This window comes from Bittarella sp. HCP28S3_D9 (genome assembly GCF_052065655.1).
Classification (GTDB): Bacteria; Bacillota; Clostridia; order Oscillospirales; family Ruminococcaceae; genus Bittarella; species Bittarella massiliensis.
In genome coordinates, this window is record NZ_JBQHTP010000003.1 from 116026 (window position 1) to 130722 (window position 14697).

Annotated in this window: 15 protein-coding genes; 12 read left to right on the forward strand and 3 right to left on the reverse strand. The window is 66.6% G+C overall.

Features of this window, described 5'->3' with window-relative positions:
* Positions 1-312: 312 nt before the first annotated feature.
* From ACTNAU_RS03335 to ACTNAU_RS03345, 3 genes are all read right to left on the reverse strand, one after another.
* Positions 313-471, reverse strand: coding sequence for a hypothetical protein (locus tag ACTNAU_RS03335; RefSeq protein ID WP_441097533.1), 159 nt, complete (start codon positions 469-471; stop codon positions 313-315).
* 348 nt (positions 472-819) lie between these two features.
* Positions 820-1491, reverse strand: a complete 672-nt coding sequence (locus ACTNAU_RS03340; RefSeq protein ID WP_185915401.1) for a hypothetical protein — start codon at positions 1489-1491, stop codon at positions 820-822.
* Complete coding sequence (locus ACTNAU_RS03345; RefSeq protein ID WP_441097534.1) at positions 1488-2039, reverse strand: NUDIX domain-containing protein; 552 nt, start codon at positions 2037-2039, stop codon at positions 1488-1490. Before ACTNAU_RS03345 ends, ACTNAU_RS03340 begins: the two co-directional genes overlap by 4 nt.
* Before the next feature lie 98 nt (positions 2040-2137).
* Between ACTNAU_RS03345 and ACTNAU_RS03350 the strand changes: the two genes are divergently transcribed.
* From ACTNAU_RS03350 to hisS, 12 genes are all read left to right on the forward strand, one after another.
* The gene (locus ACTNAU_RS03350) at positions 2138-3040 is read left to right on the forward strand and encodes a M14 family zinc carboxypeptidase (RefSeq protein WP_059003117.1); all 903 of its coding nucleotides are present in this window, start codon (positions 2138-2140) and stop codon (positions 3038-3040) included.
* Positions 3041-3230: 190 nt separating this feature from the next.
* Positions 3231-3575 carry a cell division protein ZapA gene (locus ACTNAU_RS03355; protein ID WP_059003115.1) on the forward strand — a complete coding sequence of 115 codons (345 nt, stop codon included), beginning with the start codon at positions 3231-3233 and terminating at the stop codon, positions 3573-3575.
* The gene (locus tag ACTNAU_RS03360; RefSeq protein WP_441097535.1) at positions 3575-5686 is read left to right on the forward strand and encodes a DUF3656 domain-containing U32 family peptidase; all 2112 of its coding nucleotides are present in this window, start codon (positions 3575-3577) and stop codon (positions 5684-5686) included. Before ACTNAU_RS03355 ends, ACTNAU_RS03360 begins: the two co-directional genes overlap by 1 nt.
* A 28-nt stretch (positions 5687-5714) precedes the next feature.
* Positions 5715-6164: a dUTP diphosphatase gene (gene dut, locus ACTNAU_RS03365; RefSeq protein ID WP_441097536.1), complete on the forward strand. Its 450-nt coding sequence runs from the start codon at positions 5715-5717 to the stop codon at positions 6162-6164.
* 24 nt (positions 6165-6188) lie between these two features.
* The gene (locus ACTNAU_RS03370) at positions 6189-6773 is read left to right on the forward strand and encodes a Maf family protein (RefSeq protein ID WP_441097537.1); all 585 of its coding nucleotides are present in this window, start codon (positions 6189-6191) and stop codon (positions 6771-6773) included.
* Positions 6774-7015: 242 nt separating this feature from the next.
* A complete protein-coding gene (locus ACTNAU_RS03375) occupies positions 7016-8035 on the forward strand; it encodes a rod shape-determining protein (RefSeq protein WP_441097538.1) in 1020 nt (339 codons plus the stop codon).
* A 160-nt stretch (positions 8036-8195) separates the two neighbouring features.
* Positions 8196-9023 (forward strand): rod shape-determining protein MreC, encoded by an 828-nt coding sequence (mreC, locus tag ACTNAU_RS03380; protein ID WP_185915395.1) that lies wholly within the window; start codon positions 8196-8198, stop codon positions 9021-9023.
* Between the two features lie 60 nt (positions 9024-9083).
* A complete protein-coding gene (locus tag ACTNAU_RS03385) occupies positions 9084-9602 on the forward strand; it encodes a hypothetical protein (RefSeq protein WP_441097539.1) in 519 nt (172 codons plus the stop codon).
* A gap of 42 nt (positions 9603-9644) precedes the next feature.
* On the forward strand, positions 9645-11726 hold the full coding sequence (locus ACTNAU_RS03390; protein WP_185915393.1) for a penicillin-binding transpeptidase domain-containing protein: 2082 nt from the start codon (positions 9645-9647) through the stop codon (positions 11724-11726).
* 147 nt (positions 11727-11873) lie between these two features.
* The gene (locus tag ACTNAU_RS03395; RefSeq protein ID WP_185915392.1) at positions 11874-12605 is read left to right on the forward strand and encodes a nucleotide-binding protein; all 732 of its coding nucleotides are present in this window, start codon (positions 11874-11876) and stop codon (positions 12603-12605) included.
* A 26-nt stretch (positions 12606-12631) separates the two neighbouring features.
* A complete protein-coding gene (locus ACTNAU_RS03400; protein WP_185915391.1) occupies positions 12632-13033 on the forward strand; it encodes a methylglyoxal synthase in 402 nt (133 codons plus the stop codon).
* 395 nt (positions 13034-13428) lie between these two features.
* A complete protein-coding gene (hisS, locus tag ACTNAU_RS03405) occupies positions 13429-14685 on the forward strand; it encodes a histidine--tRNA ligase (RefSeq protein WP_441097582.1) in 1257 nt (418 codons plus the stop codon).
* Positions 14686-14697 lie beyond the last annotated feature (12 nt).

Consider the following 14697-nt stretch of genomic DNA (forward strand, 5'->3'; position numbering starts at 1 on the left):
CTGTTTCACGCCCTTTAGGGCTGGTGCATACCGGCCGTTCCCCCAGTGGTTTTGATTGCGGCGGCGCTAGAGAAAGAGATACCAGCCGCCAAAGAGGAGGCGCGCCAGGGCGGCGTCCTGCGTCTGCCCGCTCAGCGACAACAGTGCACAGGCGAGCGCGATGGCGGCCACAGCCCGCACCGGCCTTTTCGCAGAGCACCTGGGAGAGCAGACGGCCGCTCACCCCGCCCAAAAAGCCGGAGACTGGAAGGCCGGGGCGGGCCAGCTACACCCCCCACAGGGGGAAGCGGCTCTGCCGGGAAAAGGCGGCCGTCAGGCCCGGGCAAAGGCGACGGCTGCACAGCCCCGCACCAGGGCAACCAGGGCGATGACCCTCCCCTTTGCGGGGGCCTGCCAACAGCTCCCCCGCGCGCAGGCCGAAAACCAGAGCCAGATCGGCCTTGCCAGCAGCAGCGCGCTGTGAAAGGACATCAGGGGGCGAGGAGGGGGGTGTTTGCCCGCTCGGTAAACGACCCCAGATACCCTGTCAGCGGGGGGAGGGCGAGGAGGCATTGCCACCGCCCCTCTCCCCCTGGACACGGCCCGAGAAAGGGCGGAGACGAGGAGGGCACAGTGGAGGTGCAATGCGATCCACTTGACGACCCGGCTCCCGGGAATGGCGTAGGGGCGGAGTGCAAAAGCGCCCCCACCATCGCCACGGCGACGAGCCACCCCGCCAAGAGGAGAAAAACCCGCCGTGTCAGGTCCCCTTTTCTGTTCTGTACAGCACCGTTCATCCCTGTGTCCCCCTTTTCCGCTCTCGATCCGTCGGCAGCCGCCCTACTGTCCCCAGGGGCCCCGCTGCCGGTTTTGCTGGTACTGGCGAAAGGCCCTGCGGCTCTCCCGGTATTTCCAGCGGCTTTTGATGCGGCCCCAGAAGTCCCCCCCGAAAAAGAGGATGAGGTTCAAAAAGGCCATGACGATGGACAGCCGGGTCGACCAACTGCCGCCGATGAGGGCGATGCAGTAGTAAAACGCCCCCAAAAAGCCCAGGTACTTCACCTTGATGGGGAGGAGGAAGAAGAGGTTGACCTCGTACTCGGGGTAGACCAGGGCAAAGGCCAGGAAGATGGACATGTTGAGGTAGGCGCTCCACCCCAGGCCGGTGATCATCCCCGAGAGGATGGCCCCCACCGCCCCCACCAGGTAAAAGACGTTGAACTTGAAGCTGCCCCAGCAGGCTTCCAGCCCGTCGCTGAGGACGCAGTAGAAGTAGAGGCTCAAGAGGATCCAGACGGTGTTTCCCTGGGGGACGATGAGGAAGCTCACCAGCCGCCAGGCCTGCCCCTGTAAAATCAGTGCCCGGTCAAAGACCAGGTAGCCCGAAAAGCCGACCTGGGGCAGCAGCAGGTCGATGAGAAAGACCACCAGCATCAGCCCGGAGAGGTACCACATCAGCCGGGGGATGCAGAAGCGGCCGGCCTTGCGCTCCAGCTTGTCCAGCCAGTTCATCGGCCGCCCTCCCCCAAAAGTCCCCGCAGGGCCGCGGCCTTGAGGACGGCCGCCTGGGTCTTGCCGTCCACCAGTTCGCCCGAGAGGATCTGCTCCGCCGCCCGGCGCAGGGGGAGTTTCTCCACCTCCAAGAACTCGTCCTCGTCCAGGTTTTGCTGGGTGAAGGAGAGCTCCTCCGCCAGGTAGAGGTGGATCACCTCCGACGTGTAGCCGGGGGAGGGGTAGAAGCGGCCCAAGTCGGTGTAGCGTCCGGCCACCGCCCCCAGCTCCTCCTCCAGTTCCCGCTTGCCGCACTCCAGCGGGTCCTCGCCCGGCTCCAACTTGCCGGCCGGGGACTCCCGCACCACCTCTTTGTAGGGGTAGCGGAACTGCCGCACCAGATAGGTGTTCTCCCCGTCAAAGGGGACCACGCAGACCCCGCCGTGGTGGTAGACCACCTCCCGCCGGGTGCGCTTGCCGTTTTCCAGCACCACCTCGTCGTCGCAGACGGTGATGATGCGGCCGGAAAACACCGTGTTTTGGGCCGCGGTCGTCTCGTTTAATTTCATGGGACAATCCCTCCATCGCGCATCGAGCTCGGCGGCCAGCCGCCCCCCGCCGGGCAAGTTGCGCCCAGAGGGCGCATATACTGCAGGGAGGTGACGTCATGACCGACCTGTTTTACAAGGAATATCCACAGTATACCACAACCATGGCCCGGTTTGCCAGGATCGCCATCCGCTACCCGGCCGCCAAGGTGTTCTCCATCGGCCGCAGTTGGCTGGGGCGGGAAATCTACGCCATCGGGGTGGGCAACCTGCAGAGCGCCACCTGCATTGTGGGCGGCACCCACGCCACCGAGTACTACGGGGTACTGGGGTGCTTCCGCTTCTGCGAAGAGGTGCTTGAGAGTTTGGAGAGCGGCACCTTCCCCTACGACACCCCCATGGGCAAGGCCATCGGGGAGCGGGGGCTCCTCTTCATCCCCTGCCTCAACCCCGACGGGCTGGAGCTCTGGGTGGGGGGCGTGGACACCGCCGGCCCCCTGCGCACCTTTGTCTTCGCCCACTGCGGCGGGGACTTGAGCCACTGGCAGGCCAACGCCCGGGGGGTGGACCTCAACCACAACTTCGATGCCGGCTTCGACATCGCCCGCCGCCAGGTGGAGCAGACCGGCATCTACCTGCCGGGGCCCACCAAGTACGGCGGCCCCTTCCCCTTTTCCGAGCCGGAGACCCGGGCCCTGGCCGACTTCTGCCGCCTCTACGCCCCGCGGCAGGTGGTGGCCCTGCACAGCCAGGGGGAGGAGATCTACTACCAGTACGGCCCCCGCACCCCCAAGCAGAGCGCCCTCGTCGCCCAGATGCTGGCCTCGGTGGGGGGCTACCGGGTGGCCCAGCCGGGGGGGACCGCCTCCCACGCCGGGTTCAAGGACTGGTTTATTCAGGAGACCGGCCGCCCCGGCTACACCCTGGAAGTGGGGCTGGGGGAGAACCCACTGCCCCTGGACGGCTTTGAGGGGGCCTATCAAAAATTGGGGCCGATGCTGGCCGTCCTCTCCATCGCCTAGGCGGGCATTTTTGCCCCCTCTCCCTTTGCAAAAACTTCACACATCTGCGGCAAACTGTGCTATGATAGGTTCGACCCATTTTGTCTGGGTCCGATTCAATCTGTCATGGCATTTTTGCCGTTGCGGGGAAAAGAAAAAGGCACAGCGACACCCCGCCATACAGGGACGCGCAACAAGGAGGAGACGGGCAATGAACAAAGTCAAAATCACCATCTGCGGCATTGACTACGTGATCGCCGGGAACGAGGACGAGGAGTACGTGCTGAACCTGGCCCGGAAGCTGGACGCCGAGCTGAAGAAGATGATGGCGCAAAACCCCCGCATCTCGGTGATGACCGCCGCGGTGCTGGCGGCGCTGGACCACCTGGACGAGAGCGTCAAGGCCCAGGAGAGCACCGACAACATGCGGCTGCAGATCAAGGACTATTTGGAGGATGCGGCCAAGGCCCGCATCGAGTGCGAGGAGCAGAAGCGGGAGATCGAGCGGCTCAAGCGGGAGATCGCCTCCCTCAAGACCCGGCTGGACATCCAGTGATGGCGCCCATCGAGATCCTCGCCCCCGCCGGGGGGCCCGCCCAGGCCCGGGCGGCCATCCTCAACGGGGCCGACGCCATCTACCTGGGGGCCAAGCAGTTTAGCGCCCGCAGCGGCGCCCAGAACTTTGACGAGGAGGAGCTGGGCCGCACGGTGGACGACTGCCACGGGCGGGGGGTCAAGGTCTATCTGGCCCTGAACACCCTGCTGCGCCAGAGCGAGCTGCCCCGGGCGCTGGAGGTAGTGCGCCAGGCCCACCGAGCGGGGATCGACGCCCTCATCGTGCAGGACCTGGGGCTCGTCTCCCTGGTGCGCTGGGCCTTCCCCGACCTGCCCCTGCACGGCTCCACCCAGATGAGCATCCACTCCCCGGCCGGGGCGCGGCAGTTGGCGCGGCTGGGGTTTTCCCGCGCCATCCTGGCGCGGGAACTCTCTTTAAAGGAAATCGCCGCCATCGCCCGGGAGGGGGCGCTGGAGCTGGAGGTCTTTATCCACGGGGCGCTGTGCATGTCGGTTTCGGGCCAGTGCCTGATGAGCGCCGTCATCGGCGGGCGCTCGGGCAACCGGGGGGACTGCGCGGGCACCTGCCGGCTGCCCTTCTGCGCCGTCTCCTCGCCGGAGGAGGCAGCCGCCCTCCCCGGCGGGGCCGGCGACCGCTACGATTTGAGCCTGAAGGATCTCTGCGGCATCGACCACCTCCCCCAGCTACAGGCGCTGGGGGTCGCCTCGGTGAAGATCGAGGGGCGGCTCAAGCGGCCGGAGTACGTGGGGCAGGTCACCGCCGCCGTCTGGCGCGCCCGGGCGGGGCAGGGGTACGACAAGGCCCTGCTGCAAGACCTCTTCTCCCGCAGCGGGTTCACCGACGGCTACCTGACCGGCGCCATCGGGCCGCAGATGTTCGGCCACCGGCGGGAGGCCGACGCCAGGGCCAGCCAAAAGGCCCTCTCCCGGCTGGCGGCCGAACCCCTCTTCCCCCGGCGGGAGCGGGGGGACAAGCTGCCCCTGCGCGCCCGCTTCACCCTGCGCCGGGGGGAGGGGCTCACCCTGATTGCCCGCTGTGGGGAGGCGCAGGCCCAGGGCTCGATCCCCGCCCAGGAGGCGAGGGCCAAGCCCACCGGGCGCGAGGCCCTGCTGCGCTGCCTGGAAAAGACCGGCGACACCCCCTTTTCCCTGGCCGAGGGCAGCTGCGAGGTGGAGGAGGGGCTCTTTGTCCCCGTCTCGGCCTGCAACGCCCTGCGCCGGCAGGTCTACGGGGAGCTGGCCGAGCGCTGCGCCGCCCCAGCTCCCGCGCGGCGGGAGTGCCCGGTGGACCTGTCCGCCTGCCACAGGGGGCGCCCGGCCCGGCGGCAGTTGGCCGCCCGGTTCGAGGCGGTGGAGCAGCTGTTGGGGGCGAGGGAGGCCTGGCCCCTGCTGGACGAGATCCTCCTCCCCCTGCGGGCGCTGGAGGACCGGCGGCTGGCCCCCTTTCTGGACGAGCTGCTGCCCAAACTCACCGGCTGCCTGCCCCGGCTCCTCTTCACCGGCGAGGGGGAGGTGGCCCAGCGGGCCCGCCGCTGGGCGGCCCGGGGCCTGCCCCGGGTCGAGGGGGACAACCTGGCCCACCTGGAACTGCTGCGCGGCTGCGGGGCAGAGGTGACGGCCGGTCCGGGGCTTAGCTGTTTTTCCGGCCCCGCCGCCCTCGCCCTGCAGGAGATGGGGGCCGTGCGGGCGACCCTCTCGCCTGAGGTGCAGGCCGCCGAGATCGCCCAGTTCCCCCAGGCGGTCTTTCTGCGGGCCCTGGGCTACGGGCGGCTGCCGGTGATGAACCTGCGGGCCTGCCCCCTGCAAAACCGGGGCGGCTGCGCCGCCTGCCGCCGGACCGGCGGGGTGGTGGACCGCACCGGCCGCCTCTTCCCCCTGCTGTGCCAGGGGGGCTGGTCGCAGTTGCTCAACTGCCTTCCCCTGGACATGGGCGACCGGCGGGACGCCCTGGCCCTGGCCGACAGCGAGCTGCTCTGGTTCACCGTCGAGGCCCCGGGGGAGATCGCCCCCACCATCCGCCGCTACGCCGCCGGGCAGCGCAGCACCCCCCAGGGCGGGTACACCCGGGGGCTCTATTTCCGGGCGGTCTAGCGCCCGCCACAAGCGAGGAGAGAAGCCATTGGACAAGTTGCAGATCAAACGGCTGCGGGAGGGGGCAAACCTCCCCCGCCGCGCCACCGAATCCAGCGCCGGGTACGACCTGTGCGCCTGCCTGCCCGAGGAGGGGGAGATCACCCTTGCGCCCGGCCAGGCCCACATCTTCCCCACCGGGATCGCCGTGGGGATGCCCCACGGCCAGATGGTGGGGCTCATCTACGCCCGCAGCGGGCTGGCCGTCCGCCACGGGGTGGTGCCCACCAACTGCGTGGGGGTCATCGACGCCGACTACACCGGTGAGCTGCTGGTCTCGCTGCAAAACACCTTTGACGCCCCCTACACCGTCCGCCACGGGGACCGCATCGCCCAGCTGGTGCTGACCCCCATCTTCACCCCCTCCATCCAGGAGGTGGAGGAGCTGGCGGCCACCGGCCGGGGCGAGGGGCGCTTCGGCTCCACCGGAAAGCGCTAGGGCGCTGTGAGAGGGGGAAACGGGATGTACGACTGCAAACACCTGCACCTGGTGCTGGCCTCCTCCTCGCCCCGGCGGCAGGAGTACCTGCACCTGATCACTGACGACTTTGTCATCCGCGTCAGCGGGGCCGACGAGACCCTGCCCCGCCCCATGCCCCCGCGGGAGGCGGTGGCCCACCTGGCCCGCATCAAGGCCCAGGCGGTGCTGGACGAGCTGGGGGGCGGCCACACCGTCTTGGGCTGCGACACCCTGGTGGACCTCGACGGCAGGGCCCTGGGCAAACCCCACGGCGAGGAGGGGGCCCGCGCCATGCTGCGCGCCCTCTCGGGGCGGGACCACTGGGTGCACACCGGGGTCTGCCTGCTGCAACAGGGGGAGGGCCGCTCGTTTGTGGAGAGCTGCCGGGTGACCTTCCGCCCCCTGGCCGACTGGGAGATCGAGCGCTACCTGGCCACCGGCGAGCCCTTTGACAAGGCCGGGGCCTACGGCATCCAGGGGGCGGCGGCGGCCTTTTGCCAGCGGGTGGAGGGGGACTACTTCACCGTGCTGGGGCTGCCGGTGGCTCACCTCTGCCAGGCGCTGCAGGAGCTGCCTGCGCCAAAATAAGCAGATTTTTGCCCCCGGCCGCTTGCCGGCTACCCAACCGGGGCATTCTCTCTGGGAAAAAGGGGCCGGCAGGGCCAAATTGTTGGAAAATCTTCATAAAATCCAGTTGAGGTTTGCCCGGCCAGCGTTTATAATAGGAAAAGATATGGCCTGCCTGCATTTTGGCAGGGGGAACCAATTTTTTTGACAACATCAGGCGCTCGCCCGCACTCTTCGGCGCGCGCTTTGAAAGGGGTATTTCCATGTTTTCACGCGATATCGGCATCGACCTGGGCACCGCCAACACCCTCGTCTTCATGCGGGGCAAGGGGATCATCATGCGGGAGCCCTCGGTGGTCGCCGTGGACAAAAAGACCGACACCGTCCGCTTCGTCGGGCAGGAGGCCAAAGACGTCATCGGCCGGACCCCCGGCTCCATTGTGGCCGTGCGCCCCCTCAAAGACGGCGTCATCGCCGACTTTGACATCACCACCAGCATGCTGCAGATCTTCATCAAAAAGGTCTTTAACGGCAAGATGTTCGCCCGCCCCCGCATCATCATCTGCATCCCCTCCGGGGTCACCGCAGTGGAGCGCCGCGCCGTGCGGGAAGCCGCCCTCAAGGCCGGCGCCAAGCAGGTGTCGGTGATCGAGGAGCCCATGGCGGGCGCCCTCGGCGGCGGGCTGCCCGTGGCCGAGGCCATAGGCAGCATGGTGGTGGACATCGGCGGCGGCACCAGCGAGGTGGCCGTCATCTCCCTGGGGGGCATCGTCTCGGCCAAATCCGTCCGGGTGGGCGGGGACGAGTTCGACTCCTCCATCATCAACTACGTCAAGCGGGCCTACAACCTGCTCATCGGCGAGCGCACCGCCGAGATGATCAAAATCGAGATCGGCTCGGCCTCCTCCTACGAGGGCGAGGGCGAGGTGGAGATCAAGGGCCGCGACCTGGCCGACGGGCTGCCCAAGAACATCTCCCTGAGCGCCAAAGAGGTGCGCGAGGCCCTGGCCGCCCCCCTGCAGGAGGTGGTGGACGCCATCAAGACCACCCTGGAAAAGACCCCTCCCGAGTTGGCCTCTGACATCATCGACCACGGCATCACCCTGACCGGCGGCGGCGCGCTGCTGCGGGGGCTGGACGAACTGGTGACCCGGGAGACCGGGATGCCGGTGCACATTGCCGAGAACCCCCTGGACTGCGTGGCCGAGGGGACCGGCAAGGTGCTGGAAAACCTGGATCTGCTCAAAGAAGTGCTGTCCGACGACGGCGACAGCAGCTACTGATCGGGCGCGCCCCCTTTGAGGGAAGGGGCCGCCACGGATCGGCGATCCGGCAACCCATGTAAACGGATAGGCGGGAAATGGCGGCCAGGGCGACGAGCGCCCGCCGTCGGCCCGCCTATTTTAGACCGTTTTCCACAACCTGTCGGTAGGAGGGAAGGCCATGCGTGACTTCTTCAAGACCACCCGCTTCAAGGTAATCCTCTGCGTTTTGGCCCTTCTGTTGGGCTTTATGATCCAGGCCGCTTACAGCGGCACCCTCAGCTCGGTGGCGAGCAAGGCCATCGGCTTTGTCTCCACCCCCTTTCAGGCCGTCTCCTCTGCGGTGACCGGCTGGTTCGGCGGCTTCTTTGACCGGCTGACCCTGGCCGACGAGCTGCTGGAGGAGAACACCCAGCTGCAGCAACAGGTGCGCCAGCTGCAGGGGCAGCTGGCCGACCTGGACCGCTACAAGAGCGAGAACGAGACCTATCGGGAGATGCTGCAGATCCAGGAGGCGCACCCCACCTTTGAGATGGAGGCGGCCAGCGTCATCGCCCGGGATTCCGGCAGCCGCTTCTACTCCTTTAAAATCGATCGGGGCAGCGACCAGGGCATTGCCCTGCAGGACCCGGTCATCACCCAGGCGGGGATGGTGGGGATCATCAGCGAGGTGGGGCCCAACTACGCGGTGGTCACCACCCTGCTGGACCCGGCCTTCAAGGTGGGGGCCACCGCCACCGCCAGCCGGGACCCCGGCATGGTGGAGGGGGACGTGGCCCTCGCCCAGGAGGGGAAGACCAAGCTGCGCTACCTGGCCCCCACCTCGGAGGTGAAGGCGGGCGAGCTGGTGATGAGTTCCGATTTGGGGGGCACCTATCCGGCCGACCTGCTCATCGGCACCGTGCTGGAGGTGCAGATGGAGTCCTCCGGCATCTCCAAATACGCGGTGGTGCAGCCGGCGGTGAACGCGTCGGAGGTGACCTCGGTGATGGTGGTCAAAGCCTACTGATGCCGCCGGGCAAAACCGCCTGCAAGAACACCGATTTGTGAAGGGAAAGGGGGGCGAGAGATGCCCACCAAAAAGGGGAAAGAGCGCTTTCTCAAGTGGCTCTTTTACGCCCTGCTGCTCTTTTTCTGCTACATCGTGCAGACCACACCGGGGCTGCTGGCCATCGGCTCCATCCAGCCGGTGCTGGTAGTGCCGGTCTGCCTGGCGGTGGCCGTCCTCGAAAACGAGCTGGCGGGCGCCATCTTCGGCACCCTGGCCGGGTTGATGTGGGACCTGTCCGCCTCCCGCATCTCGGGCTTTTTCGGGATCATCCTCTGCGTCCTCTGCGTGGCGGTCAGCTTCTGCTTCCTCTTCTGGATCCGGCAGAACACCGTCAACTTCACCCTCGCCTGCGCCGTCGCCCTGCTGGTGGCGGTGGGGCTGGACTACCTCTTCAACTTCTTGATCTTCTACCAGGGGGGCAGCCTCTACCTGCTGCTGCACACCCTGCTGCCCATGGCCGGGTACACCCTGGTCTACTGCCCGCCCCTCTTCTGGCTGGCCCGGCGGATCGCCCGCCGCTACGCCGTGGAGGAGTAAGCCCCGCCTGCCCGCCGGGCGCGCCAAAAGGAGGGACCTTCCTTGCGAAACCTGCTGAAAAACCGTCTCTTTTACCTGGCCATCCTCATTCTTCTCGTGGGGGGGCTCTTTTCGGTCTCCCTGTTTAAGACCCAGATCGTCAAGGGGGCGGAGTACGCCGAGCTCAACCGCTCCACCTCGGTCTACACCAACACCACCGAGGCGGCGCGGGGGGAGATCGTCGACCGCAACGGCGTGGCCTTGGCGCGCAACCGCATGTGCTTCAACGTGCAGTTCAACCGCCTCTACCTGCCCGCCGACCAGCTCAACGCCACCATCCTCGCCATGATCGAGATCTTGGAGCAAAACGGCGACAGCTGGAACGACACCCTCCCCATCACCCTCACCGAGCCCTTCGCCTTTGCCCCCTACCAGGTGCCCGACGGGGAGGATGAACCCTCCGAGGAGAAGGTGGAGGCCACCATCGCCAAGGTCAAGCGGCAGAACAACCTCAACGTCTACGCCACCGCCGAGAACGTGATGGACAAACTCATCGACACCTACGACCTGCAGGAGTACGACCGGGCCACCGCCCGCAAGATCGCCGGGGTGCGCTACGAGATGGTGGAGCGGGGCTACTCCAACGGCACCCCCTACACCTTTGCCGAGGACGTGTCCATGACCACCGTCACCATGGTGCAGGAGAAAAACGTCACCTACCCCGGGGTGGACATCGTCGAGGACACGGTGCGGGAATACCCGGGCGGCACCCTGGCCCCCCACCTGCTGGGCTACATCGGCCCCATCTCCGCCGAGGAGTACACCGAGCTCTCCCAGCAGGGGTACAAGCTCAACGCCACCGTGGGCAAAGACGGCATTGAAAAGCTCTACGAATCCTATTTAAAGGGCACCCCGGGCAAAACTCAGGTCTCCCGTGACAAACAGGGCAACATCCTCTCGGTGGAGGAGGTGCAGCAGCCGGTGGCCGGCAACACCGTCCGCCTTACCATCGACGCCCGGCTGCAGGCCACCGTGCAGGAATTGCTGGACGCCAAAATCAAGGAGATCGCCGCCACCAAGGGGGTGGACAAGGGGCGGGACGCCAACGCCGGCACCGCCGTGGTCATCGACACCCGCACCGGCGAGATCCTGGCGGCCGTCAACTCCCCCACCTACGACGTGAACACCTTTCAAAAAAACTACACCGAACTGCTGGAGGACAGCCGCCGCCCTCTCTACAACCGGGCCTTTAAGGGCACCTACACCCCCGGCTCGGTCTTCAAGCCCGCGGTGGCCCTGGCAGGGCTCAGCGAGGGGATCATCACCCCCTCCTCCACCGTCTACTGCGGGCACACCTACACCTACTACAGCGACTACCAGCCCCAGTGCCTCGGCACCCACGGGAACATCAGCCTGACGAGGGCGCTGCAGGTCTCCTGCAACATCTACTTTTACGACGTGGCCCGCCGGGTGGGGATCGACCCCATCGGCAAGATCGCCAACCAGCTGGGCCTGGGGGTCAAGACCGGGGTCGAGTTGGCCGAATCCTCCGGCCAGATCTCCAGCCCCGACGTCAAATCCCAGCTCAACCCCACCGAGAAGTGGGGCCCGGGCGACGTGATCCAGGCCGGCATCGGCCAGGGCTACACCACCGTCACCCCGCTGCAGCTGGCCAACTACGCCGCCACCATCGCCAACCACGGCACCCACTACACCCCCCACGTGGTCAAGAGCATTGAGCGGCACGACGGCAGCGAAACGGTCTACGAGACCCCCGTTCAGTCCACCAAGGTGGACGTCTCAGAGGAGGACTTTGCCGCCGTTGAGGCCGGGATGGTGGCCGTGGCGAGGGTGGGCAGCGGCCGCTCCGGCTTTGCCAACTACACCTACACGGTGGGCGCCAAGACCGGCACCCCCCAGGTGCCCGGCGGCAGCCCCAACGCCGTGTTCATCTGCTTCGGGCCGGTGGGCGACCCCGAAATCGCCGTCTGCATCATCATCGAGCACGGCGGCGACAGCGTCTATCTGCCCACCCTGGCGCGGGACATCATGAACGCCTACTTCTTCCCCCCGCAGGAGGAAAGCGCCGCCGACAGCGGGCAGGAGGAGGCCCCTACCGCCGACACCCAGCAGCCCCAGGGCTGACCGGGGTTTGGCAGGCGGTCCCCTTTTCCAGGGGGCGCGCAGAAAAATTTGACGGAACCAATTTCGCTATGCTACAATGCTAATAGGGCTTTTCTTGAAAAAATTGGGCAAAAGCCATAATTTTAAGGCAAAAAGGACAGGGAAGCGATGGGAGAACTGATGCTGGTCACCTCCGGCAAGGGCGGGGTGGGGAAATCCACCGTCTCGTTTTACACCGGGTTGACCCTCGCCCTGCGGGGGCGAAAGGTCCTCATCATCGAGCTGGACACCGGTCTGCGCTCTTTGGACGTGATCGCCGGCATCTCCGAGCAGACGGTCTACCACCTGGGGGACGTGACGGCCGGCCGGGTCAAGCCCAGCGAGGCCATCGTCTCCTCCCCCCTCTGCAAAAACCTGCAACTTCTCTGCGCCCCCTTCTCCCCGGAGGACCGCATCGAGCCCCACCGGCTGGCCTGGCTCTGCCAGGGGCTGGACCGGTTTTACGACTACACCTTTTTGGACGCGCCCGCAGGCATCGGCTACGGCTTCAAGGTGGGCTGTACCGCCGCCCGCTCGGCGCTGATCGTCGCCACCCCCGACCCCATTTCCGCGCGGGACGGGGGTGTGGTCTGCGACCTGCTGGCAGAGGCGGGCATCACCCGCCGCCGCCTCATCATCAACCGGGTGGACGCCAAGGCCGTGGCGCGGGGCCCCATCTCCGACCTGGACGAGGTCATCGACACCGTGGGGGCCCGGCTGTTGGGGGTGTTGCCCGAGAGCACCGCCCTGCACCTGGCGGCCGTGTCCGGCCGCGCCCTGCCGGAAGGGGAAGCCGCCACCGCCTTTGCAAACATCGCCAGGCGGTTGGAGGGGGAGCAGGTTCCCCTGGCAGTACAGTAGAGAATAATTAGACGGGAGGGTCTACTTTGAACATAGCGCTCATCGCCAACGACTCCAAAAAAGAACTGATGGTTCAGTTCTGTATCGCCTACTGCGGAATCTTGAGCCGCCACAACATCTGCGCCACCGGCACCACCGGCCGCCTGGTGGCAGAGGCCACCGGCCTGCCCATCCAAAAGTATCTGGCCGGGGCCCAGGGGGGCCAGCAGCAGATCGCGGCGCTGGTCGCCTCCAACGAGATCGACCTGGTGCTGTTCTTCCGCGACTCCATCACCCAGCGCAAGAACAGGGAGGGGGACGACAACCTCTTCCGGCTCTGCGACGTGCACAACATCCCGGTCGCCACCAACATGGCCACCGCCGAGGTGCTGATCCACGGCCTGGACCGGGGCGACTTGGATTGGCGCAACATCGTCAACCCCAAATAGGCTTTTCCCGCCGAGAGACCGCTTTTTTTGCCCCGGGGCCTTGTGCTTTTGCGGGGTTTGGATTATACTGAAAACCGACAGAAAAATGGCTGCGAACAGGAGCAGTAGGCGCGATCACGCCCGCCGAGAGAGTCCCCCCATCGGCTGCAAGGGGGACCGGGCCGCCGCGCTGAACGACGTCCTGGGAGCCGGTCCCCCGCAATCGCCCGCGGCGAGAGGGGGTCCCGTTTGACCCCCGTTACCGGGTCTTGAGTGGGAGAGGGCGCACAGCGTCCCCTCCAACAAGGGTGGCACCGCGAGTACGAACCTCGTCCCTTTGGGGATGGGGTTCTTTTTATTTTTGTTCGCCCCCATCAAACCGCCCGAGAGAAAGGAAGGAAACCAACATGGCAAAACTGATCACCACCGCCCCCCGCGGCACCCAGGACGTGCTGCCACAGGAGAGTTACAAGTGGCACTTCATCGAGGGCAAGCTGATGGACCTGGCCCGCCGCTACGGCTTTTCGGAAGTGCGCACTCCCACCTTTGAGCACACCGGCCTCTTCGACCGGGGGGTGGGCGACACCACCGACATCGTACAAAAGGAGATGTACACCTTCACTGACAAGGGGGGGCGCTCCATCACCCTGCGGCCGGAGGGGACCGCCGGGGTCGCCCGCTGCGTGCTGGAACACGGCCTGCTCAACAACCCCCTGCCCCTGAAACTGAGCTATCTCATCAGCTGTTTTCGCTACGAAAAGCCCCAGGCGGGCCGCTTCCGCGAGTTTCGCCAGTTCGGGGCCGAGGTGTTCGGCAGCCAGGACCCGGCGGTGGACGCCGAGGTGATCGCCCTGGTGGCCGACATCTTCACCACCCTGAGCATCTCCGACATCGCCCTGGAGCTCAACTCCATCGGCTGCCCCCACTGCCGGCCCGCCTACCACGAAAAGCTGCGGGCCTATTTCGCCCAGCACATCGACTCCCTCTGTCCCACCTGCCGGGAGCGGCTGGAGAAAAACCCCCTGCGCATCCTCGACTGCAAAAACGACAGCTGCAAAGAGGTGGCCAAGGGCGCGCCGCTGGGAATCGACAACCTCTGCGACGAGTGCGCCGACCACTTCGCCTCCCTCAAGGAGCGGCTGACGGCCATGGGCATCCCCTTCACCGTCAACCCCCAGATCGTCCGCGGGCTGGACTACTACACCAAGACGGTCTTTGAGTTTGTCTCCACCTCCATCGGCGCCCAGGGCACCGTCTGCGGCGGCGGCCGCTACGACGGCCTGCTGGAGACCCTGGGCGGCCCCTCCACCCCGGCCATCGGCTTTGCGGTGGGGCTGCAGCGGCTGCTGGCGGTGATGGAGCAGGACGGCGCCTCCCTGGGCGCGCCCCCCGCCTGCGACATCTTCCTGGCCTCCATCGGCCAGGGCGCCTCGGTGGAGGCGCAGAAACTGGCTCTGCGACTGCGCCGGGCCGGGCTGCACGCCGAGAGCGACGTGCAGGGCCGCAGCCTGAAGGCGCAGATGAAGTACGCCGACAAGCTGGGCGCCCGCTACACGGTGGTGTTGGGGGACGACGAGGTCAAGACCGGGCAGATCAAACTGAAGCGGATGGACGACGGCCAGGTGGAGGAGACCACCCTGGAGGCCCTGTCCGCCCTGCTGTGTGAAAAATAGGAGGAATTGCTG

Bases quoted from the DNA above. Each gene is read 5' to 3' on its own strand.
- ACTNAU_RS03370 (WP_441097537.1), top strand. From the start codon at position 6,189: ATGTACGACTGCAAACACCTGCACCTGGTGCTGGCCTCCTCCTCGCCC.
- ACTNAU_RS03335 (WP_441097533.1), bottom strand. From the start codon at position 471: ATGTCCTTTCACAGCGCGCTGCTGCTGGCAAGGCCGATCTGGCTCTGG.
- ACTNAU_RS03395 (WP_185915392.1), top strand. From the start codon at position 11,874: ATGGGAGAACTGATGCTGGTCACCTCCGGCAAGGGCGGGGTGGGGAAA.
- ACTNAU_RS03375 (WP_441097538.1), top strand. From the start codon at position 7,016: ATGTTTTCACGCGATATCGGCATCGACCTGGGCACCGCCAACACCCTC.
- ACTNAU_RS03360 (WP_441097535.1), top strand. From the start codon at position 3,575: ATGGCGCCCATCGAGATCCTCGCCCCCGCCGGGGGGCCCGCCCAGGCC.
- ACTNAU_RS03345 (WP_441097534.1), bottom strand. From the start codon at position 2,039: ATGAAATTAAACGAGACGACCGCGGCCCAAAACACGGTGTTTTCCGGC.
- ACTNAU_RS03385 (WP_441097539.1), top strand. From the start codon at position 9,084: ATGCCCACCAAAAAGGGGAAAGAGCGCTTTCTCAAGTGGCTCTTTTAC.
- ACTNAU_RS03340 (WP_185915401.1), bottom strand. From the start codon at position 1,491: ATGAACTGGCTGGACAAGCTGGAGCGCAAGGCCGGCCGCTTCTGCATC.
- ACTNAU_RS03350 (WP_059003117.1), top strand. From the start codon at position 2,138: ATGACCGACCTGTTTTACAAGGAATATCCACAGTATACCACAACCATG.
- ACTNAU_RS03355 (WP_059003115.1), top strand. From the start codon at position 3,231: ATGAACAAAGTCAAAATCACCATCTGCGGCATTGACTACGTGATCGCC.
- mreC (WP_185915395.1), top strand. From the start codon at position 8,196: ATGCGTGACTTCTTCAAGACCACCCGCTTCAAGGTAATCCTCTGCGTT.